This is a genomic window from Paraburkholderia sp. BL10I2N1, from assembly GCF_004361815.1.
Lineage (GTDB): Bacteria > Pseudomonadota > Gammaproteobacteria > Burkholderiales > Burkholderiaceae > Paraburkholderia.
The window spans coordinates 1,807,258-1,830,207 of sequence record NZ_SNWA01000001.1; the positions used below are offsets into that span (position 1 = coordinate 1,807,258).

23 protein-coding genes and 1 tRNA gene are annotated in these 22,950 nt (G+C 62.4%); 7 read left to right on the plus strand and 17 right to left on the minus strand.

The window, feature by feature from the left end:
* Positions 1 to 31 precede the first annotated feature (31 nt).
* The 4 genes from B0G77_RS08460 to B0G77_RS08475 form a co-directional block, all read right to left on the minus strand.
* Positions 32 to 108, minus strand: a tRNA-Gln gene (locus B0G77_RS08460).
* A 52-nt stretch (positions 109 to 160) separates the two neighbouring features.
* Positions 161 to 1,042 (minus strand): 4-(cytidine 5'-diphospho)-2-C-methyl-D-erythritol kinase, encoded by an 882-nt coding sequence (gene ispE / locus B0G77_RS08465; protein WP_133661725.1) that lies wholly within the window; start codon positions 1,040 to 1,042, stop codon positions 161 to 163.
* A 22-nt stretch (positions 1,043 to 1,064) separates the two neighbouring features.
* A complete protein-coding gene (gene lolB / locus B0G77_RS08470; protein WP_133661726.1) occupies positions 1,065 to 1,697 on the minus strand; it encodes a lipoprotein insertase outer membrane protein LolB in 633 nt (210 codons plus the stop codon).
* Positions 1,697 to 3,538 carry a tetratricopeptide repeat protein gene (locus tag B0G77_RS08475; RefSeq protein WP_133661727.1) on the minus strand — a complete coding sequence of 614 codons (1,842 nt, stop codon included), beginning with the start codon at positions 3,536 to 3,538 and terminating at the stop codon, positions 1,697 to 1,699. The genes lolB and B0G77_RS08475 overlap by 1 nt, the downstream gene beginning before the upstream one ends.
* Before the next feature lie 87 nt (positions 3,539 to 3,625).
* Between B0G77_RS08475 and mutM the strand changes: the two genes are divergently transcribed.
* Together mutM and mutY are read left to right on the plus strand one after the other, a co-directional pair.
* Entirely contained in the window at positions 3,626 to 4,456 is an 831-nt protein-coding gene (mutM, locus tag B0G77_RS08480) for a bifunctional DNA-formamidopyrimidine glycosylase/DNA-(apurinic or apyrimidinic site) lyase (protein ID WP_133661728.1), read from the plus strand.
* Positions 4,456 to 5,544 carry an A/G-specific adenine glycosylase gene (gene mutY, locus B0G77_RS08485; RefSeq protein WP_208116407.1) on the plus strand — a complete coding sequence of 363 codons (1,089 nt, stop codon included), beginning with the start codon at positions 4,456 to 4,458 and terminating at the stop codon, positions 5,542 to 5,544. Before mutM ends, mutY begins: the two co-directional genes overlap by 1 nt.
* A gap of 11 nt (positions 5,545 to 5,555) precedes the next feature.
* On the opposite strand, the gene B0G77_RS08490 is transcribed toward mutY, so the two are convergent.
* From B0G77_RS08490 to kdsD, 11 genes are all read right to left on the minus strand, one after another.
* On the minus strand, positions 5,556 to 6,191 hold the full coding sequence (locus B0G77_RS08490; RefSeq protein WP_133661729.1) for an LON peptidase substrate-binding domain-containing protein: 636 nt from the start codon (positions 6,189 to 6,191) through the stop codon (positions 5,556 to 5,558).
* A 40-nt stretch (positions 6,192 to 6,231) separates the two neighbouring features.
* Positions 6,232 to 7,125 (minus strand): RNase adapter RapZ, encoded by an 894-nt coding sequence (gene rapZ / locus B0G77_RS08495; protein WP_133661730.1) that lies wholly within the window; start codon positions 7,123 to 7,125, stop codon positions 6,232 to 6,234.
* A gap of 86 nt (positions 7,126 to 7,211) precedes the next feature.
* Complete coding sequence (gene hprK, locus B0G77_RS08500; protein ID WP_133661731.1) at positions 7,212 to 8,180, minus strand: HPr(Ser) kinase/phosphatase; 969 nt, start codon at positions 8,178 to 8,180, stop codon at positions 7,212 to 7,214.
* A 172-nt stretch (positions 8,181 to 8,352) separates the two neighbouring features.
* Positions 8,353 to 8,868, minus strand: a complete 516-nt coding sequence (locus B0G77_RS08505) for a PTS sugar transporter subunit IIA (RefSeq protein WP_133661732.1) — start codon at positions 8,866 to 8,868, stop codon at positions 8,353 to 8,355.
* Between the two features lie 252 nt (positions 8,869 to 9,120).
* Positions 9,121 to 9,480 (minus strand): ribosome-associated translation inhibitor RaiA, encoded by a 360-nt coding sequence (gene raiA / locus B0G77_RS08510; protein ID WP_133661733.1) that lies wholly within the window; start codon positions 9,478 to 9,480, stop codon positions 9,121 to 9,123.
* 173 nt (positions 9,481 to 9,653) lie between these two features.
* Entirely contained in the window at positions 9,654 to 11,168 is a 1,515-nt protein-coding gene (locus B0G77_RS08515; RefSeq protein ID WP_133661734.1) for an RNA polymerase factor sigma-54, read from the minus strand.
* A 192-nt stretch (positions 11,169 to 11,360) separates the two neighbouring features.
* Positions 11,361 to 12,143, minus strand: coding sequence for an LPS export ABC transporter ATP-binding protein (gene lptB, locus B0G77_RS08520; protein WP_133661735.1), 783 nt, complete (start codon positions 12,141 to 12,143; stop codon positions 11,361 to 11,363).
* Positions 12,140 to 12,838, minus strand: coding sequence for a lipopolysaccharide transport periplasmic protein LptA (gene lptA, locus B0G77_RS08525; protein ID WP_133661736.1), 699 nt, complete (start codon positions 12,836 to 12,838; stop codon positions 12,140 to 12,142). The genes lptB and lptA overlap by 4 nt, the downstream gene beginning before the upstream one ends.
* 22 nt (positions 12,839 to 12,860) lie before the next feature.
* Positions 12,861 to 13,469 (minus strand): LPS export ABC transporter periplasmic protein LptC, encoded by a 609-nt coding sequence (gene lptC / locus B0G77_RS08530; protein WP_133661737.1) that lies wholly within the window; start codon positions 13,467 to 13,469, stop codon positions 12,861 to 12,863.
* Complete coding sequence (locus B0G77_RS08535) at positions 13,466 to 14,026, minus strand: HAD family hydrolase (RefSeq protein ID WP_243751111.1); 561 nt, start codon at positions 14,024 to 14,026, stop codon at positions 13,466 to 13,468. Before B0G77_RS08535 ends, lptC begins: the two co-directional genes overlap by 4 nt.
* On the minus strand, positions 14,023 to 15,006 hold the full coding sequence (gene kdsD, locus B0G77_RS08540) for an arabinose 5-phosphate isomerase KdsD (RefSeq protein WP_133661739.1): 984 nt from the start codon (positions 15,004 to 15,006) through the stop codon (positions 14,023 to 14,025). Before kdsD ends, B0G77_RS08535 begins: the two co-directional genes overlap by 4 nt.
* A gap of 151 nt (positions 15,007 to 15,157) precedes the next feature.
* On the opposite strand from kdsD, the gene B0G77_RS08545 reads away from it, so the two are divergent.
* The 5 genes from B0G77_RS08545 to purU all read left to right on the plus strand — a co-directional run bounded on the left by B0G77_RS08545 (position 15,158) and on the right by purU (position 20,306).
* A complete protein-coding gene (locus B0G77_RS08545) occupies positions 15,158 to 17,161 on the plus strand; it encodes a monovalent cation:proton antiporter family protein (RefSeq protein WP_133661740.1) in 2,004 nt (667 codons plus the stop codon).
* A gap of 87 nt (positions 17,162 to 17,248) precedes the next feature.
* The gene (locus B0G77_RS08550) at positions 17,249 to 17,839 is read left to right on the plus strand and encodes an adenine phosphoribosyltransferase (protein WP_133661741.1); all 591 of its coding nucleotides are present in this window, start codon (positions 17,249 to 17,251) and stop codon (positions 17,837 to 17,839) included.
* A 37-nt stretch (positions 17,840 to 17,876) separates the two neighbouring features.
* Entirely contained in the window at positions 17,877 to 18,491 is a 615-nt protein-coding gene (locus B0G77_RS08555) for a LysE family translocator (RefSeq protein ID WP_133661742.1), read from the plus strand.
* A 15-nt stretch (positions 18,492 to 18,506) separates the two neighbouring features.
* A complete protein-coding gene (locus B0G77_RS08560) occupies positions 18,507 to 19,352 on the plus strand; it encodes a DUF4743 domain-containing protein (RefSeq protein WP_133661743.1) in 846 nt (281 codons plus the stop codon).
* An 84-nt stretch (positions 19,353 to 19,436) separates the two neighbouring features.
* A complete protein-coding gene (purU, locus tag B0G77_RS08565) occupies positions 19,437 to 20,306 on the plus strand; it encodes a formyltetrahydrofolate deformylase (protein WP_133661744.1) in 870 nt (289 codons plus the stop codon).
* Between the two features lie 122 nt (positions 20,307 to 20,428).
* On the opposite strand, the gene B0G77_RS08570 is transcribed toward purU, so the two are convergent.
* Complete coding sequence (locus tag B0G77_RS08570; protein ID WP_347814176.1) at positions 20,429 to 21,667, minus strand: IS4 family transposase; 1,239 nt, start codon at positions 21,665 to 21,667, stop codon at positions 20,429 to 20,431.
* Positions 21,668 to 21,854: 187 nt separating this feature from the next.
* Entirely contained in the window at positions 21,855 to 22,940 is a 1,086-nt protein-coding gene (locus tag B0G77_RS08575; protein ID WP_133661746.1) for an AI-2E family transporter, read from the minus strand.
* Positions 22,941 to 22,950: the final 10 nt, after the last annotated feature.

Here is a 22,950-nt window from a genome sequence, read left to right on the forward strand (position 1 = left end):
AGGCTGGGGGGCGAGAGAATGCGAGAATATTTGGCAGGGGAGGAAGGACTCGAACCCTCGAATGCCGGAATCAAAATCCGGTGCCTTAACCAACTTGGCGACTCCCCTACACTAACTTTGAGCTTCACCGGATGAGTAGGACCACCCGATGATGCAAAACCTATGCCGCGAAATCGAAGAGTGGATGCTTATCCAGGCTGGCAGTTACTGCACTATTCCACTCGGCTGGCAGTTTGGCTTGCGCCGCTTCTGCTTCACCCATGCTGCGAAACGCTGCAAAAACGCTTGCACCCGATCCTGTCATCCGCGCCGGTGCGATGTTATGAAACCATCCAAGCACCCGCGCAACTTCCGCGTATTTTCCGGCGACAACAGATTGCATGTCATTCTGGCCAAAACTGTCAGGCCATTCTGCGCTGCAACTTTGCTGTGCAAGAAAGTCCATAATTGTGAGGGGTTTCGTATCTCTTGTCAACGCTTTTTCGGAAAAAATCGCTGCAGTGGGAACGTGAACCTTTGGCGTCACAATCAGGAAACAACGCGGCGGCAATTGTACCTGCCGAAGTGCTTCTCCGACACCCTCCGCAAACGCATTTTTTCCAAAGACGAAAAACGGGACGTCGGCGCCCAGCTTCAATGCGAGCGCCTGCAATTCTGTGCGCTGCAAATCGAGCTTCCACAGACGGTTCAACGCAAGCAACGTCGTTGCCGCATCCGAGCTGCCGCCACCGAGGCCTGCGCCCATCGGCAGGCGCTTGTCGATTTCGATGTCGACTCCCGCACGGGTGCCTGTATGGGCCTTCAGCAGCATCGCAGCGCGCACCGTGAGGTCGCTTTCAGCGGGCACGTCTGCGATTTCGGTCTTGCGCACGATGCGGTCATCGTCGCGCAGTGTGAAATGCAGTGTGTCGCCCCAGTCGAGCAGTTGAAACACGGTCTGCAGCGCGTGATAGCCGTCCGGCCGGCGGCCGGTGATGTGCAGGAAGAGGTTGAGCTTGGCCGGTGCGAGGCAGTCTCGCAGCGAATGGTTTGTTTCGATCATGAGTCTGGATGAATTGCGCGGCTTACTGGTCCAACACGAGCTTGATGTCGAGCGGCGGATTCTCCCGGCTCAGGTTGACACGCTTCACGCCGGTGGCGGGCGCGTCGGCATAGGCCAGATAGTCGATTGTCCAGCCGTCCTGCTGGATCTGCTTGAGGCGGTCGCCCTGCTGTGGATCGGTTTCTGTCTTCGCGCGCGACGTGGGCGCCGCCGACGGTTGCAGCCAGTACCGCAGTCCTTCGACCGGCAGCGCGAAACCGAGTGCGTTCTGCATTAGCGTCGAGACGTTGTCAGCGGTAAGCGGCTGACGATTCGGTAGTTCGAGCGTGGCGGAAGCCGTCGACGACGTCACGATGGCCAGCGTCTGGCCGAGCGGATTGCGCAGTTCGAGGTTGACGGTGTCGCCCGTTTCCTGCCACTGAAAATTGCCGTATGCGTTGCGCTGCTGGCCGTTCTGGTCGACGTACTGAACCGAGAAGCGGCCGTGGTATGCGCGGCTCGTCTGCGCCGTGACGGCCGTCGCGGCGTTCGACGTCGACGGGCCTTCCGGCTTGACCGACGCGCAGCCGGCGAGAGCCACACAGGCCGCAGCCGCGAAACCGAGCGCCGCGCGACGCGGCGCTATCGTGAGACGGGTAGAGCGGGAAATGCGCATCAGAGATCGTCGACCTGAAACCGTTTGAGCGTTTTGACGAGCGTATCGTTGTCGGGTTCAAGCTTTCGCGCATCGCGCCATGCCTCGCGCGCCTTCTCCTGGTCGCCGGATTTCCACAACACTTCGCCAAGGTGCGCGCCGATTTCCGCATTCGGTTGCATCTGGTAAGCCTGACGCAGCAGCTTGATCGCATCCTTCGTATCGCCCAGGCGGTACTTGACCCAACCGACACTGTCCATGATGAACGCGTCGTCCGGTGCCAGCGAGGCGGCCTTCTCGATCAGCTTGTCGGCTTCCTGCAGGCGCTGGTTACGATCCGCGAGCGAATAGCCGAGCGCGTTGTAAGCCTGCGGGTTGTCCGGCTGCGTGCGCATCAGCTTGCGCAACTGCGTTTCCATCACATCGAAATGGCCGTTCTTTTCGGCGGCCATCGCGTAGTCGTACGCAAGGTCGGGATCCTCGGGGAAATCCGCCGACGCCTGGGCGAGGCGCGCCTCGGCTTCCGCATACCGCTTCGAATCGAACAGGATCGCAGCGTCCGTGCGCGCGATGATCGACTGATCGCGTGGATCCGGCGCCTGGAGGCTCGCGAGCAGCTTGCGTGCATCGTCGGGCTTGCCCTGCTTCTCGAGCAACTGCGCGCGTGTGATCTGCGCGGGAATGTATTGCTGGCTTGCGGGCGAGATGCGATTCAGCCAATCGCTTGCAGCAGTCTCGTTCTTTTGCTCGAGCGACAGCTGTGCGAGATAGATGTACGCCTGGCCCGGATCCGCGCCAGGCGTCTTGCCGGCCTGTTTCGCGTATTGCGTCAGATAGGTCTGGGCGTCGGTGAAGTTTTTCTGCTGGATCTTGATCAGCGCAAGCGCCATCAGCGGCGTCAGGTCGTTCGGGTTGTCGCGACGCATGGCCTCAAACTGCTTCTGCGCGTCGTCGAGACGGTCGCTCGCGAGATACATCTGCGCGAGCGCCAGGCGAGCATCGTGCGACTTCGGATTCTGCTGCACGTACTTTTCGAGCGACGCAATGCCTTCCTTGCGTTCTTCCGGGCCCATTTGCGACAACATCAGCGCCGCGGGAAGATAGTCAGGCTTTAGCGTGAGCGCCTGTTCGAGCGATTTGCGCGCACCCGGCGCGTCGTCGGAGACGAGTTGCTGTCGGGCAATCGCAAGCTGCGCTTCGGGTCGCCCGAGATCGTTCTTCAGCAGATCCTGCAGCACATGCAGGCCGCCGATCCGGTTCGGCCCGCGCGACAACAGCAGTTGCAGCGCCAGGATAGCGTTGCCGCGGTTGTCCGCAGGTACCCTTGCGAGTTCTTTTGCCAGGAGCGGCGAGGCTTCGTCCGGTTTGCCCGACAGCACGAGCAGTGACGCATCCAACTGCGCCGCGCGCTCCGAACCCGGCGCATACTGCTGCCACAATTGCGCGGCGGCGAGGGCGTCGGCCGGGCTCTGGGCGCCGAGCGCAATTTCCGTCGCACGCTGCGCCATGCGCGGGTCGTGCGTGTCCCGGGCGAGCGCGAGGTACGTCTGATAGGCAGGCGCCGGTTGGTCGCGCTGTAGCGCGACCTCTGCCGCCAGCACCTGGAAGACGATCTGACTCGACAGCGGGATGTTGGGCAGATCCTTTTGCTCGTCGGCCGAAGGCGCGCCCAACGCGTCCGTCATGGAGACGGAGTTGTCGTCCGCATCCGGAGACGGGTCCTGCGCGTGCGCGGGCACGGCGACGAGCGCCCATGCCGCGACTACCGCCGCTCCCAGCACGCGCTGGATGGAGACAGCGCGCGGCACGCGGGAGACGGTGGCCGGACGCTTCGAAAACAGCTTTGCGAAGGACAAGTTCATGGAAATCCGATCGATGTTTCAGTCGATTGTAACGCGCTCGCTACAATAAGCGCACAACCGCCCACGCAAGTTACAGACCAGTCAGACATGCCAGAGTTGCCGGAAGTTGAGGTTACCCGAAGGGGAATCGAACCGTATGTTGCAGGACGCCGCGTCGAGCGCGTCGATGTGCGCACACCCGCGCTGCGCTGGCCGATCCCCGCAGGTCTCGCGAAGACCCTGCGCGGCCGCGTGATTCGCCAGGTCGAGCGACGCGGCAAGTACCTGCTTTTCGAAATCGACGAAGGCTGGTTCATTGTCCACCTCGGGATGACAGGCACGCTGCGCGTGCTGCGCAACGTGCCGCAGCCGCCGGCCGCTGCGAAGCACGATCACGTCGACTGGATCTTCGACGAATTTATCCTGCGCTATCGCGATCCGCGGCGTTTCGGCGCAGTCCTGTGGCATCCTCGCGAAGCGGGCGACGTGCTCGATCATCCGCTGCTCGCGAGCCTCGGCGCCGAGCCTTTCACGCCGGCGTTTTCCGGGGCGCTGATGCATCGCGAGACGCGCGGCCGGAAGATTTCGGTGAAGCAGGTGCTGCTCGCGGGCGAGATCGTGGTCGGCGTAGGCAACATTTACGCCTCCGAGAGCCTGTTTCGCGCCGGCATCCGGCCGACCACCGCCGCCGGCCGCATTTCACTCGTGCGCTACGACCTGCTGGCGGATGCCGTGCGCCTGACGCTTGCGGCCGCGATCGAAAAGGGCGGCAGCACGTTGCGTGACTTCGTCGGCAGCGACGGCGAAAGCGGGTACTTCCAGCTCGACTATTTCGTCTATGATCGCGCGGGGCTGCCGTGCCGCGTCTGCGGAACGCCGATCAAACAGATCGTGCAGGGGCAGCGTTCCACTTACTATTGCCCGACCTGCCAGCGCTGATGTCCTCTCTACATTCTTCTTCTTCGTTGTCCGGATTTTCCGCGCGGCTGATTGTCTGGCAGCGCGAGCACGGCCGTCACGACCTACCCTGGCAGAACACACGCGATCCGTATCGCATCTGGCTGTCCGAGATCATGCTGCAGCAGACGCAGGTGTTGACGGTGATCCCGTATTACGCGCGGTTTCTCGCACGTTTTCCTGATGTCACCGCGCTCGCGGCAGCGCCGCTCGATGACGTGATGGCGCTCTGGGCAGGCCTCGGTTACTACTCGCGCGCGCGCAATCTGCATCGTTGTGCGCAGGCGGTGGTCGAGACACATGGCGGCGTATTCCCGTCGACAGTCGATGCGCTCGCCGAACTGCCCGGCATCGGCCGTTCGACGGCAGCAGCCATCGCTTCGTTTGCATTCGGCGCGCGTGCAACGATTCTCGATGGCAATGTGAAACGGGTGCTGGCGCGCGTGTTCGGCGTCGAAGGATTTCCGGGCGAAAAGCGTGTCGAGAACGCAATGTGGACGCTGGCTGAATCGCTGTTGCCTGCAAATGCAACCGACGATGACGTGAGCGCCTACACGCAGGGGCTGATGGATCTCGGCGCCACGCTATGCGTACGTGGCAAGCCGGATTGCGTACGCTGTCCGTTCGCCGTCGACTGCGTGGCGAACGTAACGGGACGTCAGCGCGAACTGCCGGCGGCACGTCCGAAGAAGACCGTGCCGACACGTCGTACGTGGATGCTGGTCTTGCGCGACGGCGACGCAATCATGCTTGCGAAGCGGCCGCCGTCGGGCATCTGGGGTGGCCTGTGGAGCCTGCCGGAGGCTGCGGATGAGAGTGCGCTTGCCGAACGTGCGCGTGCCTATGGCGCGACGGGTAGCGTATCCGCGCTAGCGCCGTTGACCCATACGTTCACGCATTTCCGGCTCGATATCGAACCGTGTATCGTGGAACTGGGCGAGGCGCCGTCTGCGCAGACGAATGCTGGCGACGACGAAACCGTGTGGGTCGCACTGTGCGACATCGATGGGTATGGCGTACCTGCACCGGTGCGCAAACTGCTGGACGGATTGCAGGGTTCACTGCTCTAGACGCCAACGCGTCAGAGCAGTTGATGCTGTTGCATGTAGTGATGAACCACATCGATACGCGCACCAGCGTCCTGCAGTTCCATCAGTTTTTGCCGCGCACGTAGTGCAATCGGCAGCACTTCCGCGAGACGGTTCGATACCCAGGATGGATCGTCGAGTCTGAACGGTTCGGCGAACGGCAGACTTTCAGGATCGCGCTCACGAATCGTCGCGATGATGCGTTCGAGTACTTCCGAGCAGGCGCCGAATTTCTCGAGATGCTCGGTGCCTTCGAGCGGAATGTCGTCGCTAATCGGTTCGGCCATACCGAGCAGCAAGCCGTCGGATTGCGCGCGATACGACAGCAGCCTGAAGCGTCGGGTCCCGCGTGCGCGGATCAGCAACATGCCGAACGCTTCGACATCGCATTGCTCGATTTCCGCGAGGCAGCCGATCGTTTCGGGAACCGAAGGCTCATCGGGCTTTGCTACTTCCGCACCGCTTTTCAGCAGGCAAACACCGAATGACCTTTTCTCGCGGAGACATTCGCTCGCCATGTCCAGATAGCGTGCTTCGAAAATCTTGAGCGGTAGCAGGCCGTCGGGAAACAGCACTGTATGCAGCGGGAAGAGCGGCAAATCAGCAAGCACGGCAGGAGTAGAGGACATGGCGCAACGCTTGAAGGTTAAGGCCGCGCAATACGGCCGGTTAAGCCACCAGCTTCGATGATTCGCCGACGTCGAGCGGCGCATCGCGGTGCCGCACGATTACGTTCGATTCGCCTGCGAGACGCGCGGCAAGCGTCTCCGCAATGAACACCGAGCGATGCTGGCCGCCCGTGCAACCAATTGCGACAGTCAGGTAGCTGCGGTTGTCGTCACGGAAATGCGGCAGCCATCTGGCAAGGAATGCGTGGATGTCGTCGATCATCTGTTGAACGACGGGCAGCGCGCCGAGAAAATCGATCACGGGTTTGTCGAGACCGGTGAGCGGGCGCAGTTGATGGTCGTAGTACGGATTCGGCAGCGTACGCACATCGAAGACAAAGTCGGCATCGAGCGGCACACCGCGTTTGAAGCCGAACGATTCGAACATCAGTGTGAGCCCTGCGCGCTCCTGTTCGATGAAACGCTTCACCCATGCGCGGAGAACGTTTGCGCGCAGGTTGCTGGTATCGATCTGGTGGCCGAATTCGGCAAGACCCGCGACAAGTTCGCGTTCGCGCTCGATCGCTTCTTCGAGCGAGTGCAGGAGCCCCACGTCGGCATCGTGCGACGGCGAGCCCGACAGCGGATGACGCCGGCGCGTCTCGGAAAAACGCTGGATCAGGGATTGCGTACTCGCGTTCAGGAATAGCACGCGCACATCGTGCTGACGGGAGAGATCGCGGATCATTTCGGGCATTTCGTCGAGCGAGGCGCTGGAACGCGCGTCGATCGCGACGGCGAGGCGCTCCTGGCCGTTTTCCGCGAGATACCCGGCGAGTTGCGGCAAAAAGCGTGGCGGGAGATTGTCGACGCAGTAATAGCCCGCGTCTTCGAGCGCGTTCAGTGCAACAGACTTGCCGGAGCCGGAGATGCCGGTGATCAGGATAATGCGCATGAGGTCGTGAAATCCGTTCGTTTCATCATAGCATCCGCTTTGCGTGCCTGCGCCACCATGCCTCGATGCGTGCAGCAGAGATCACGTCAGATCAGCTTGCCGGGAAACTGGCTGTCCGGATCCTGCATCGCCAGACGCTGGCGGTCCATGAAGTCGCGCAACGTATCGATGCCGCGCAGTTGCAGGATCGTGTTGCGGACCGCGGCTTCGACCAGCACCGCGAGATTTCGCCCGGCTGCCACCTGAATCGTGACCTTGCTGATCGGCAGGCCGAGCACATCGACGGTCTGGCTTTCGAGCGGCAGGCGCTGGAATTCGCCATCGGGACGGCGCACGAGCTGGACGATCAGCTTCAGCTTCATTTTCCGACGCACGGCCGTTTCACCGAAGATCGTCTTGATGTCGAGGAGGCCGAGGCCGCGCACTTCGAGCAGATTCTGCAGGAGCGGCGGGCAGCGTCCTTCGACGAAATCCGGGCCGAGACGGACGAAATCCACCGCGTCGTCGGCCACGAGGCCGTGGCCGCGGCTGATCAGTTCAAGACCGAGTTCGCTCTTGCCGAGGCCCGAGTCGCCGGTGAGCAGCACCCCCATGCCGAGAATGTCGAGGAACACCCCGTGCAGCGTCGCGCGCGGCGCGAGTATGCGCGACATGTAGAGGCGCAGGCTGTCGATGACGGCGGCGGCCGACATGGGAGTGGTGAAGAGCGGGGTCGACGAGCGGGTGCAGCGCAGCACCAGTTCCGGGGGCGCGGCGACGCCGCCTGCGACCACCAGGAAAGGCGGCTCGAGGGCGATGAGCTCCGCCATGTGGCGCGAGCGGTCGTCATCGGCCTGGCGCTGGTAATAGTCGATTTCGGCATCGCCGAGCACCTGGATCCGGTTCGGATGGATCAGGTTCAGGTGGCCGACGAGGTCGGCACTCGAGGTCGCATTCGCCACCGTTTCTGCTGAAAAACCACGCTCCCAGCCTTCATGCCCGGTCAGCCAGCTGAGTTTCAGCGAGGCGGCGTTGTCGTCGAAAATGCTTTGGGCGTTGATGCTGGACGTATCCATGAGTCCGTGACTCCGTTATGTGCCGCTGGCCCCGCGCGCCGGGTCTTGCACTTCGCTTCACAGCGGGCTTCGCATCTGTTTCTTTTACCGCCCGGGCCTGGCCGGCGCACGCCAGTGCCGGTGCCGGTATAAACCTCGTGCAGTGAGCGCCGCCGTCAAAACCGTCAATACATCAAGGTTGCCACTGAGTGAGCAGGCGATGCAACGCCTCGCGGTCCTCTTCCGTATGCAGCCGCTCGCGGGCTTCACGATCGGACAGCAGTTGCGCGATTTCCGACAGGATCTCCAGATGCTGCTGGGTGGCCTGTTCCGGCACTAGCAGGAAGATCAGCAGCGAAACCGGCTGACCGTCGGGCGATTCGAAGGGAATGGGGTCGGCGAGGCGCACGAACGCGGCGAGCGGCTGCTTCAGGCCCTTGATCCGCCCGTGCGGAATCGCGACGCCTTCGCCAAGCCCCGTCGATCCGAGGCGCTCGCGCGCAAACAGATTGTCAGTGACCGTGCTGCGGGCAATGCCGTTCTGGTTCTCGAAGATCAGGCCCGCTTGCTCGAAGACGCGTTTCTTGCTGGTGACGGCGAGGCCGAGGACGACGTTCTCGAGGGGAAGATATTTGGCTAAACGATTCATGTTGACAGGCGGAAACGTGGCCTGGATTCTCCTCGCCGTAGCGGATGGGTGGCGTTCCATGTTCGAAAGATGCTTACGGCGATGTGCGGCGCAGACCAAAAGCGCAGGACTACCGCTGAATGACCCCGATAGTAACCGGAACATTATAGAACAGGGTGGACACGGATGGTGCGGCGCGCCATCGATGAAACAGCGCCTTCCAGGAGGGGATGCACATGCCGCCCGGGCAGGCTGTGACAAGCCGGACGCCTAATGAAAAACCGCCCGTATCCGGGCGGCTTGGCGGGGGTAAAGGAACCCTTCTAATGTTCCTTATTGCGGCGGCACTTCGATTTGCGGTGCCAGCGGTTGGTACTTGATCGCTTCATGCTGATGGCCCTGCAGGCGATCCTTGTGACGAATGACTTGTCTGTCCAGCTTGTCTATCATCAGGTCGATTGCGGCGTACAGGTCGCCATCCGCGCTCTCGACGAAAATGTCCTTGCCCTTTAGATGCAGGTTAATTTCAACCTTTTGCCGCTTTTCCTTTTCCTTGTGGTTGTCGACCGAGAGGACCACACTGCCATCGATTACCTGATCGAAATGTCTTAGCACCCTATCCAGTTTGGTGATCACGTATTCGCGCAACGCAGGCGTTACTTCGAGATGGTGTCCACTGATCTTCAGATTCATAGTGCTTCTCCATGCTAGTGGCCGCATTGACGTGCATGGATGCGACAACGCCGGTCGAACTATCGGCTCGCCTTCCAGTCCCCCCGGGTGACTTGTGCAGACGGGTCGCATCGGCCGGCCATTGGCGCCAATGGCGTCGCGGCCGGTAAATGCCAGCTGCAGTATGCGACTGGCTACAGAGACTTGCGCAGGTTAACCGCGGGGATTTTCAGCGCTTCCCGGTACTTCGCGACGGTACGTCGCGCCACGACGAAGCCCTGTTCCGCCAGCAGTTCGGCTATGCGGCTGTCTGAAAGAGGAGATTTGGGGTCTTCTGCTCCTATCAGTTGTTTGATGAGTGCGCGGATCGCGGTAGATGAAGCAGCGCCACCCGTGTCAGTTGAAACGTGTGATCCAAAGAAGTACTTAAATTCAAGCGTCCCGAACGGGGTGAGCATGTACTTGCCGGTTGTCACACGCGAGACAGTCGACTCGTGTAAACCCAGCGTATCAGCTATTTCCCGCAAAACCAAGGGGCGCATGGCAATTTCACCGTGCGCAAAGAAGCTCTTTTGACGCTCGACAATGGCCTGCGCAACTCTCAGGATTGTCTCGAACCTTTGCTGGATATTCTTGATCAGCCAGCGCGCTTCCTGCAGTTGTTGACGCAGCGAACCACTGCCAGGGTCTCCCCGACTGTTACGCAGAATATTGGCGTACAGGTGGTTGATACGCAGCTTCGGCACCACTTCCGGATTGAGTTCGGCGACCCAGCCCTGCGCCGTGCGCTTCACCATGATGTCCGGCACGACGTAGTCTGCCTCGGCCTTGCCGTAAGCGGCGCCCGGGAACGGTTCGAGCGAGCGGATCAAGGCGTGGGCGTCGCGCAGGTCGTCGTCGCTGGCCTTCAGGTGCTTGCGCAGACGCGTGAAATCGCGCGCCGCGAGCAGTTCCAGGTAGTGGGCCACGATCTCGAGCGCAAGCGTGCGCGTCGGCGACGATTCGAGCCGTAAAAGTTGCAGCTTCAGACACTCCGACGCAGAGCGGGCGCCGACGCCAGCCGGATCGAAGCTGTGCAGCAGCGCGAGCGCCGCGTTCAGTTCGTCCAGATCGACTTCCAGTTCTTCCGGCAGGTCCGCCAGCACTTCTTCGAGCGTGGCGGCCAGATAGCCGTCGTCGTCGAGCGATTCGATCAGGAAGGTGATGAGCGCGCGGTCGCGCTGGCCGGCCTGGGTGACGCGCAACTGCGCCATCAGGTGGTCGCGCAGGCTGGTGCTCGATTCGTGGATCTGCAAAGGCGGCAGGTCGTCATCATCCGAGGCGATGCCCGAGCGGCCGTAGTCGTCCAGATTCCACTGGCTGGCGTCGCCGTTGCTGTCGGCGGCAAGACCGTTGTATTCGTCGACGCCCTGCGGCTCGGCGTTCTCCGCGCGCTCACTCGTGGTCGACGTGGAGGGCGTAGCATTGCCCATCTGCTCCTGCGTGGGCGCGTTACCCGGCGCCTGCGCGATCAGGGAGCCGTCCGCGGCCACGCGCAGCGGGCTCGCAATCCAGTCGTCCTCGTTTTCGAGGAGCGGATTCTGGGCGATCGCCATTGAGACCTCCTGCTGCAGCTCAAGCGTAGACAACTGCAGCAGCCGGATGGACTGCTGTAGTTGCGGGGTCAGCGCAAGATGCTGCGACAGGCGGAGTTGGAGGCTGGCTTTCATGGCAAGTTGAGATTCATTGTAGAGAGTTTGCCACGAGCGCGATACCTTGCAACAGTCGCAAATAAGCCTGTTACACGGTTTCGGGGTTGGCGGGCGCATATGATGCAACCCGTCAGATTGACCGATATTGCGGTAGCACAGGGCTCGCAGCCCACACAAGGTTGTGGGTGCCGCAGCGTGCCCTTGCTGCGGTTACATGCGGAAGTGCTCGCCCAGATAGACGCGCCGCACGCTTTCGTTTTCGATGATATCGCCAGGCGCGCCGGCGGCTAGCACGCTGCCGTCGCTGATAATGTACGCGTGGTCACAAATGCCGAGCGTTTCACGCACATTGTGGTCGGTGATCAGCACGCCGATATTGCGCTGCTTGAGAAACTTCACGATCTTCTGGATTTCCAGAACAGCGATCGGATCGACGCCCGCGAACGGCTCGTCGAGCAGAATGAAGCTCGGATTGGTCGCGAGCGCGCGCGCGATTTCGACGCGCCGCCGTTCGCCGCCCGACAGCGACAGCGCCGGATTTTCGCGCAGATGCGCGATCTGCAATTCGTCCAGCAGGGCTTCGGTGCGCGTGGCGATTGCGTCTTTCGAGAGCCGCTTGCCGTCGTCTTCGTGCTGCAGTTCGAGCACCGCGCGAATATTTTCCTCGACGGTGAGCTTGCGGAACACGGATGCTTCCTGCGGCAGATACGACAGCCCGAGCGACGCGCGCTTGTGGATCGGCAGCAGGCTGATCGACCTGCCGTCGAGTTCGATTTGCCCAGCATCGAGCGGCACGAGTCCGACGATCATGTAAAACGACGTGGTCTTGCCCGCGCCGTTCGGGCCCAGCAATCCGACGACTTCGCCGCTTTTCACGTCGAGCGAAACGTCTTTCACGACCGTGCGGGAACCGTAGCGCTTTTTCAGGTTACGGACGTTGAGCGAACTGCTGGTGCCAGCCGGCTTGCGATTGGGGAGGGCGGGAGCATTCATGGCCTGGTGGTTTCCTGCCCTTGCTGGGACTGCCCGTCAGTGCGGATCTGCGTGGATGGCGCAAGTGTCGCCGATGCGCCGTTCAGGGGGGCGACACCGCCGTTACGCGGCGACAACATGGCGCGCACCCGGCCGGCCGGGTTGCCCGGGCCGGCGACGTCCTTGCCGGCTTTCGCCGTATAGAAGTCGTTCTGACCGTCGTACGTGATCACGCTGCCATGCACTTCATCCATCAACGTCGAGAGGCCTTGCAGGCGGCGCACGGTCGCGCGCGTCGTCAGCGTGGTCAGGTCCTGCTTGCCGTCGTAGTCGATGCGCTCAGCCGTGCCCTCGACATATTCGTCGACGCCTTCGCGCTTCTGGCGGAAATAGGCGAGGTTATTGCCCGTCGACGTGCCCGTCGCGTACTGGTAGCCCTGCGGGTCCTGGTGCACTTCGACACGATCGGCCTTGATGACGATCGTGCCTTTGGTCGCCACGACGTGCCCGGTGAAAATGTTCACCTGCTTCAGGTCGTCGTAGGTCATGTTGTCCGCTTCAATGTTGAGCGGTTTGTCCTTGTCGGCACGCTCGGCATGCGCGAACGGCGCGAAGCCGGCAAGCGACAGTGCCATGAGCAGTGCGGCCAGGCCGGCGCGGTGCGCGGACGGCGTACTTCGACGGCCGGTGTCAAGACGAGGGAACGATTCGTTCATGCAGAGTCATGCCTGGAATGGATTACCCGGGTTGCCTGAGCGAGCCGCCCGCGCTGTCGGACGCGGCGATCGCGCCACGCACATTGCCGAACAGCTGCATGACCCGGGATACGTTGTTGTAGTTCATGCCGCTGGCCGTCATGACGGACAGGCCGCGCTGAAGTTTAACCGGCTTTTCGGTCTCGATCACATCGTCATTGACCAGCACGCGGAAATGCTCCGAGTCGGCCTGCATGGCCGGGTCGCCGTTGCCGGCGGCGCGCAGGATCCGCGCGTTGTCGTACATGTTGACGATGGACGCGTCGGCGTTCACCGTCCCGCGTTCTCCGGTCGCCGTGACGATCGGCTTGCCCGGCTGGAACGCGCGGATGGCGGGATTGGTGAGATCGCTGTTTTCGTCGTCTTCGTAGTGCACGAGGTGCGTCGCGGTCAGGCGATATTGCGTCGCGCCGGACTGGTCGAGCTCGGACACCGAGAAGTTGTCGGCGAAATAGTCTGGTGTGTGCGACTTCCCGTGCGGCGCGCCTTCGTTCGGAGGAGGCAATGTCGCCTGCAGCAGCCAGTATGTGATACCGGCGAGCGCTGCCATTGTGACGAGCGGAATCAGCGAGGTCAGGCGGAACCGGTTCATCCGACAAGGCCCCGCTGCTCGCCGCTGCACGCCGCGGCGAGCAACGCGTCGTAGCGGTGCTGCGCGCGCAGCAGCGCGTCGCACACTTCACGCACGGCGCCGTGGCCGCCGCGCGCTTCGCTCACCCAGTGGGCGCGTGCGATCACTTCCGGATGCGAATTGGCGGGCGCCGCCGCGAAGCCGACCTTCAGCATCACGGCGAGGTCGACCCAGTCGTCGCCCATGTAGCCGCAGACGTCGGCCGTGAGCCCCGTCTGCTGGAGCAGGTCGGCGAATGCGGCGGGTTTGTTTTCGATCCCCTGGTACAGATGCGTGATCTTCAGTTCCTTGGCGCGCGCCGCGACGATGCCCGATTTGCGGCCGGTGATGATCGCCGTGTCGATGCCGGCTTCGCGCAACAGCTTCGCGCCGTGGCCGTCCATCGAGTTGAACGCCTTCATCGTGTCGCCTTCGGCCGTGAACATCAGGCTGCCGTCGGTCAGCACGCCGTCGACGTCGAAAATCATCAGCTTGACGCGGCTCGCGCGTTCAGTGGCGGTAAGCGGGGCGGCCATCAGATCACCTTCTTCGAGAACAGGTCGTGCATGTTGAGCGCGCCGATGAGCTTGCCCGTTTCATCGACGACCAGCATCTGATTGATCCGATGCCGCTCCATCAGTTCCACCGCCTCGACCGCCAGATGGTCCGGACCGATCGTGCGCGGGCCTTTAGTCATCACGTCCGCGATCGGCAGTTCGCGAAAGTCGCCCGTCCGTTCCAGCACACGGCGCAGGTCGCCATCGGTGAAAATGCCCCTGACGCGGTCGTTCGTATCGACGATCGCCGTCATGCCCATGCGCTTCGCCGTGAGCTGGAAGAGCGCGTCGCGCACGGTGACTTCGAGCCTGACCTTCGGGATCTCGTCGCCGCTGCGCATCACGTCGCGTACATAAGTCAGGAGACGCCGGCCGAGCGAGCCGCCCGGATGCGACCGGGCGAAGTCATCGGCGCCGAAGCCCCGGGCGTCGAGCACCGCGACCGCGAGCGCATCGCCGAGCGCGAGCGCGGCGGTGGTGCTGGCGGTCGGCGCGAGGTTCAGCGGACAGGCTTCCTTACTGACGCCGGCGTTCAGATGCACATCGGAAAGCTGCGCCAGACTCGAAGCCGGCCGCCCGGTGATGGCGATCAGCTTCGCGCCGAGGCGCTTGATGAGCGGCAGGATCGCGATGAGTTCTTCGGATTCGCCTGAATTGGACATCGCGACGAAGACGTCGTCAGCGGTGACCATGCCGAGGTCGCCGTGGCTTGCTTCGGCCGGATGTACGAAGAACGCGGGCGTGCCCGTGCTCGCGAGCGTGGCCGCGAGCTTGCGGGCGATATGCCCGGATTTGCCGATGCCGGAGACGACGACGCGCCCGCGGCAGCTAAGGATGAAGTCGATCGCCTCGACAAAACCGTCGTCGAGTTGATTGCGAAGCGTGCGCACGGCGTCCGCTTCGATGTCGAGCACGTCGCGAGCGAGCGCGAGTGCCCGGTCGCCATTGATTTTCGCTATCATTCGCGGAGTATAGCAAAGGCGTTTGTTCGCCGCGCCGGGCCAGACCTTCCCGGCCGTTGCCTTCACAGGCCCCATAACCTTGTCGCACGGGCGTTTTCCCGCGACGGTTCCGCTGACGAACGAGGACGCTTCCGTCGATGCGCGTTTCCCAATGATTTCCCCGCTCGAAATGACGCTCTTCCTGCTGCTGGCTTCAGTGGCGGGGGTCGTTCTGTTCCGGTATCTGAACCTGCCGCCGATGCTCGGGTATCTGACGGTAGGCAGCGTCGTCGGTCCGCACGCGTTCGGGATCGTGCCGGATTCGGCGGGCGCGCAGAATCTGGCCGAATTCGGCGTCGTGTTCCTGATGTTCTCGATCGGGCTGGAGTTTTCGCTCTCGAAGCTGCGCACGATGAGCCGGGTCGTGTTCGGCCTCGGCCTGCTGCAGGTGCTAGGCACGATTGCCGTCGCGCTCGCGCTCGGCTACGTGGTGGAACGCTGGGTGCACATCACGTGGGAGGCGAGCGTTGCGCTGGGCGGTGCGCTGGCGATGTCGTCGACGGCTATCGTCAGCAAGATGCTCGCGGAGCGCCTCGAAATCGAGACAGCACATGGCCGCAACATTTTCGGCGTGCTGCTGTTCCAGGATCTGGCAGTGGTGCCTCTCCTCATCATCATCGCGGCATTCGGCAGCGACTCGACCCACCTCGTCGAGGCGCTCGGTCTCGCGTCGATCAAGATCGTCGTCGCGCTGTCGGTGCTGCTGATCGTCGGCCAGCGTTTCATGACGCGCTGGTTCAATGTGGTGGCGCGGCGGCGCTCGCAGGAACTGTTCATCCTGAACCTGCTGCTCGTCACGCTCGGTTGCGCATTCATCACCGACAGGTTCGGCCTGTCGCTCGCGCTCGGCGCGTTCATTGCCGGCATGTTGATCGCCGAGACGCCTTACCGCCACCAGGTCGAAGAGGACATCAAGCCGTTTCGCGACGTGCTGCTCGGCCTCTTCTTCGTGACCACCGGCATGCTGCTGAACCCGCGCGTGATCTGGGAGCATCCGTTCATCGTGCTCGGCTTCCTGCTCGGGCCGGTGCTGCTGAAGGCGGTGATGATCACCGCGCTATCGCGGCTTTTTGGCGCATCGGCGGGTGTCGCGATGCGCACCGGCATCGGTCTTGCGCAGGCGGGCGAGTTCGGCTTCGTGCTGCTGAACCTGATTCTCGACAAGCATCTCGTCGATCCGACGTTGTTGCAGGCCATTCTTGCCGCCATGCTGCTGTCGATGCTGGCCGCGCCGTTCCTGATCCAGAACGCGGATCGCATCGTGCTGAGGCTATCGTCGACAGAATGGATGCAGCAATCCTTGCAGATGACGCGCATCGCGACGCAGAGCCTGAAGCAGAGCGGCCACGTGATCATCTGCGGTTACGGCCGTGCCGGGCAGAACCTCGCGCGCATGCTTGAACAGGAAGGTCTTTCGTACGTCGCGCTCGACCTCGACCCCGATCGCGTAGCGGCTGCCGCGGCGGCCGGCGAGTCGGTGGTGTTCGGCGATGCCGGGCGGCGCGAGTCGTTGCTGGCGGCCGGTATCCATCGTTGCGCGACGGTGGCGATCACCTACGCGAACACGCCGTCCGCGCTGCGCGTGCTGCATAACATCCACGAACTCGAACCGACGCTGCCCGTGATCGTGCGCACCGTCGACGATGCCGAGCTCGAGAAACTGCTTGCAGCGGGCGCGACCGAAGTGATCCCGGAGATTATCGAAGGCAGCCTGATGCTGGCATCGCACACGCTCGTGCTGATGGGCGTGCCGATGCGGCGCGTCGTGCGGCGCGTCGAGGAAATGCGCGATGCGCGTTACAGCATGCTGCGCGGTTATTTCCACGGCGCCGACGACATGGAAGATGACGACGGTCCCGAGCAGGTGCGGCTACAATCGGTGCCGGTCGACGAAAAGGCCGACGCGGTCGGTCGCACGCTCGCGGAGCTTGGCCTGTTCGAACTGGGCGTCGAGGTGACGGCGATTCGCCGGCACGGGATTCGCGGCGTCGAGCCCGACCCCGAAACGCGTCTGCGTGCGAACGACATCGTCGTGCTGCGCGGGCTGCCCGAGGCGCTGGCCGAGGCGGAAGAGCGGCTGTCGAAACATCGGCGCGCGGGCGCAGCGCTCGCCTGACCCGCCGAACTGCCGGGCGGCCAGCTGCCGCCGGACTACACTGAACGGCCACACTGCGGCCATCAAACTGGATTACCGGGAGACATCATGTCCAATGCGCCTGCCAATGCGTCGCTCAACGCGCCCGTCAGCGCGCCGCTCGACGCGGCCGGGTTCGTGAGAAGCCAGATCCGGACGGTGCCTGACTGGCCGCAGCCAGGCGTGCAGTTTCGCGACATCACGCCGCTGCTGCAGCATCCGAAAGCGATGCGAGTGCTGATCGACCTGTTCGTGCTGCGCTACATCGATGCGAAGCTCGACTATGTCGCGGGCCTCGACGCGCGTGGCTTCATCATCGGGCCGATTCTCGCTTACGAACTGAACCTTGGTTTCATCCCGATCCGCAAGCTCGGCAAGCTGCCCTACAAGACGGTATCCGAGTCGTATCAGCTCGAATACGGTTCGGCGACGGTGGAGGTCCATGAAGACGCATGCGGGCCGGGCGACCGCGTCGTGATCGTCGACGACCTGATCGCGACCGGCGGCACGATGATGGCCGGCAAGAAACTGCTGGAGCGTCTTGGTGCGGTGGTGGTGGAGGGCGCGGCGATCATCGATCTGCCGGAACTGGGCGGCGCGCGTCTGTTGCGCGAGGCGGGCCTGCCGCTCTACACGGTCACCGAATTCGGCGGCCACTGACGCACGCTGCGCACATCCAGAACGGAGACTTCGAACGATGCCCAATTTCGTCCTTTTTCTTGCGACGTCGATCGCGATCACGCTGGCGCCTGGCCCGGACAACCTGCAGGTTCTCGCGCGCGGCATCTCGCAGGGGCGCGCCGCCGGCTTCGTGGCCGCACTCGGTTTTGCCGCGGGCGTAACGTTTCACACGACGCTCGCAGCGCTCGGCGTGGCCGTATTGCTGCGTTCGTCGCCCATGGCGTTTCAGGCGATCAAGCTGGCGGGCGCCGCGTACCTGATCTGGATCGGCATCAAGGCGCTGCGCAGCCAGGGGCTCGCGACGGCCCATGAGCGTCCGCCGCAGCCGCTCCTGTCGGTGTTCCGGCAGAGCGTGCTCGGCAACATGATGAATCCGAAGGTGACGCTCTTTTTTATCGTGTTCCTGCCGCAGTTCGTCGACCCGCACGGCGCGCAGGGCGTCACGTTGCAGATGCTAGAACTGGGCCTGTTGTTCATGCTGCAGACGGTCGTCATATTTTCGCTGTTCGGTGTCTGTGCGGGCATGATCGGAAGTTGGCTGCGACGCCGCCCGCGGCTTGGCGTGTGGCTCGACCGCCTCGCGGGCGCGACCTTCATCGCGATCGGCATTCGCGTTGCGTTGCGCGACTGAAGCGGGAGAGCGGCCATGACTTTGCCTTGTATCAGCGCGGCGCGCCGCTTCGACGCACGCGCGCACGAGCCGTTCTGGATCGACGCGCAGCAGGTTGGCTGGATCCGCGCGAGCGACGTGCCGCTGCTCACGCGATGGCCCGATGTATTCGATATCGACGGTGCGGGCGTGACGCTGTCGGCGCGGTTCGATACGGTGGATCTGCGCAGCGCGGCACTGGGCGCCGTGATCGGCGCGCTCGCGGCGGATGGCCGGATTCCCGGCTGGCGCGACGAGACCTATGCGATCCGCAATGCGTTCGATGCACCGCCGCTCGCGTACATCGAGCGCGCGGCATCGCGCTTCTTTGGCACGACGACGTACGCGGTGCACCTGAACGGCGTCGTAGAATATGACGATCGCGCGCCGCAATTGTGGATAGCTCGCCGCAGCGACACGAAGGCGACCGATCCGGGCATGTTGGATAACGTGGTCGCAGGTGGCATCGGTTGGGGCTTCGGTATCGAGGCGACCATCATCAAGGAGTGTTGGGAAGAAGCCGGCATTCCGGAAGAAATTGCCGCTCGCGCGGTGGCGGGGCGCACGGCTCATGTGTTGCAGTCGATCCCCGAGGGCACGCAGGCCGAGCAGATTTTCATCTACGACCTTGCGTTGCCGGTCGATTTCGCGCCGCGCAATCAGGATGGCGAAGTGGGCGAACACCGGCTCGCGCGCATCGACGAAGTGGCGCGCTGGATCGAAGAATCCGCAATGACGGTCGATGCGAGCCTTGCGACGCTCGATTGCCTGCTGCGTCGGCGCTGGATCGACGAGGAAGCCTGTGCGGGTATTGAGGCATTGTTTGTGCCGCCGGTTTTCTAGCGTCCGGCGGCGTGCGCTGCACGGTCACCCTGAGCTGAATTGAATTGAACTGATTACGGATTGAAGAAGGGAGTTACCCAGGTCATGTCGACCGAACACAGCTTTATTCTCAAGCTGTCGTGCGCCGACCGGCCCGGCATCGTCCATGCGGTGTCCGGCTTTCTGTTCGAGCGCGGCAGCAACATTCTCGACTCCGCGCAGTTTGGCGACAGCCATACTGGCGAGTTTTTCATGCGTGTGCATTTCCAGCAGGTCGGCGGCGATCCTGGGCTGGACGTGTTGCGTGAATCGTTCGATCCGCTGGCGGAGCAGTTCGGTATGCGCTGGGAGTTGCACGACGCGTCAGTGAAGCCGCGTGTGGTGATCATGGTGTCGAAGATCGGTCACTGCCTGAACGACCTGCTGTTCCGCTATCGCACTGGGCAGTTGGGAATCGAGATTCCCGCAATCATTTCAAATCACAAGGAGTTTTATCAGCTGGCTGCCAGCTATGACATACCATTTCACCACTTTCCGCTGACCGCGTCGACGCCGGATGCGAAGGCTGCCCAGGAGGCGCGGGTGCTTGAAGTGATCGATGAGCACAAGGCGGATCTGGTGGTGCTTGCACGCTATATGCAGATTCTTTCACCGCAGTTGTGCGACCGGCTGAAGGGGCGGGCGATCAATATTCACCACTCGTTCCTGCCTAGCTTCAAGGGAGCCAAGCCGTACTATCAGGCTTTTGATCGTGGTGTTAAGTTGATTGGTGCGACTGCGCACTATGTGACTACGGATCTCGATGAAGGTCCCATCATTGAGCAGGAAGTCGAGCGCGTTGATCATAGTATGACGCCGGAGCAGCTTACGGCTATCGGGCGTGATGTCGAGTGTGTGACGCTCGCGCGGGCGGTTAAGTGGCACGTCGAGCATCGGATTGTTTTGAATGGCAGTAAGACGGTGGTGTTTCGATAATTGCTGCGCGGGCTTTAGGGGTTGGTTGTTTTGTCTGGTACGTTGGCCTTTCCTTGATTTGCTTGTGGTCTATTAGCGTTGCCCCTGTGCGGGGCAATGCTCTCAACTTAAGCCCCATTCGATCAAGCGAGCTTGTACGCGAGATGGAAATGGGGCTTGGCTTTTCTGGGCGGTCGAGGATAGGAGCGTGCGTGCTGGATGCGGCATCGGTTCTGGTGGATGAGCGCAAGTACCGTGGCGAGGCCATCCAGACAGTGGCGGACGCGCAGAAGGCACGCGCCGAGGATGGGCTTGAGTGCGCCCAGTGCGTACACCCGGTTAGGACGGCTGGCACATTCATCGTCGTGCGAGGCATCAAGGTCGCTGAGCAGTGTGCACAGGTTGTCAGCGAGGATTTTTGCGCCGAGGTCCTGCTGCAATGCCAGGTAATCGAGCCCTGTCACGGCCTCCAGTCGCAGCCGGTGCTTGAGGCGTTTGAACGCTTCCTCGACGCGCCAGCGCTGATGATAGAGCGCCCCGAAACACGCAGCCGGATACCGCTGGCCGTCGAGCAGCGAGGTCATCAGCACACGCACGCGACCGCTGGGCGTGACGTCCCGTATCAGGCGCACGGTGCTCGGCGTACGCGCCAGTTCATAGTCGCGGGCATCCTGCTCGCCGGGCGCATCCAGCGTCACGATGCGCTCGGCTTTACCGCTGCGGGTAAAGTCGGCAACGCACTTCCAGTTGCGTGCATCGACGCGCATGCAGAACGGGATCTCGCGCTGCGCCAGCGTGGCCACCATCGTGTTGCCGATATAGCCCCGATCGAGCAGCAGCAGATCGGTATGCGGCTGCAGCACGTCCAGCGCTTCGAACAGCATCTGCCGCTCGGCGCCGTCGGCGGGATGGAGCGCGGCGTACAGCGTCAGCTCGGGCCCGGGCAGGAACAGCGCAAACGCGAAGTGATCGGCGCGCAGTTCATGGCCGCGACGCGTGCCTACACGCAGGCGGCTACCGTCGGCGGCGACCAGCCTCAGGCCGTTCCAGCGCATCGAATCGATATGGGGTTGGGCCAGCGAAATCAGGTGAGCGCGGGCCAGTTCGAACAGCTCGGCCGACAGTCCCCGACGCGCCTTGCTGAAAGCCTGTGCGCTGACCGCGCGGGTACGGCCGCCGCGCTCGTCCAGTGCGCCAAACAGCGCGTCGAGTTCGGCCTGCACGCTGGCACACATGCCCGACATCATCAGCGCGGCCATGCGCGGCAAGGTCAGTATGCGATTGCGGGTAAAGGCGCGGGGAGAACGACGCACGCGATCGGCGAGCGCCGGGTCGAACAGGAAATCGGAGAACTCAGACAGAAGCCGCGAGGACGCTGGTATTTGAGTTCATATCGTTGATTTATCAGGGAGTTATTGAATGAAGTTTACAGGGCCAATGCCTCGTTTACAAGCTCTTTGAGGCTTAAGTTGAGAGCATTGCCCCGCACAGGGGCGACGCTAATAAACCACTAACAAATCAAGGAAAGGCCAAAAAACAAAAGCAGGCCGCCAGAAAAAGGCCACCGCCTCACACCAACCGAAGATAAATCAGCTCCCGCTTGATGTAGGCATAAAAAATTGGAGCAGCGATCACGCCGGTAATGCCAAAAGCAGCTTCCATCACAAGCATGGCGACGAGCAATTCCCAGGCGCGAGCCTCGATCTGACCGCCAATAATCCGTGCATTGAGAAAATACTCAAGCTTGTGAATCAGGATCAAAAACACAAGCGACATGACAGCAGCCGTAAAGCTTACCGATAAGGCAATCGCAACGATCAGCGTATTGGAGATCAGATTCCCGATCACCGGTAGCAAGCCGACAATGAACGTTACGAGCACAAGCGTCTTCGACAATGGCAGCCGCTGATGAAACAGCGGCAGAACCAGCAGCAGGAACAAGCCAGTAAACGTCGCATTGATTGTCGAAATCTTGATCTGCGCAAAGACAATGCGCCGGAACGCATCGGCAAACCTCGCAACGCGCGTCACAAACGCGGTCGACAGCGGCAAGCGCTGCATCTGCCGCTGGGCACCGACCGCGATGATCGCCCCGATGATCATCCCGATTACGACATGCCCGAAGATGCGTGCAGCGCTCTTGCCGCCCTGTTGCAGCATATTCGCGTGCTCATGCATCAGCATGGTCGCCTTGGTCTTCATCTGCTCGGTGTCGACCGGCAGATAGTCGGCGACAGCAGGCGGAATCCGGCCGCGGGCCTGGTCGACCAGTTGCATCATCTGTTCGAGTAGTTTCTGCACGCTCGGCACGTCCTGCTCGAAATGTTCGATGATGCCGATCGTAAGGCCCGTCAGCCCGCCGACGATCACGGCCGACAGCAGCACGACCGATATCCACCGTGCCCAATGGCTCGACACGCGCCGCTCGATGAGCGGCGATATCGTATGGACAAGCTGGTAGACGAGCATGCCCGCGAGCAGCGCGCCCAGAAGCCCCAGTTCCAGCACGGCCCACATTGCCAGGAGCGCGACCGCGTAGCTGCCGATCTCCACGGCAGACAGCTTCGGCAGGCTCATATCGCTCGTCAGCCTGACCGGGCGCGCGCGCAGATCCTGCACCTGCCCTTTTTCGGACGCCTCATTTCGCTTGGTCATGGCTTTCCCG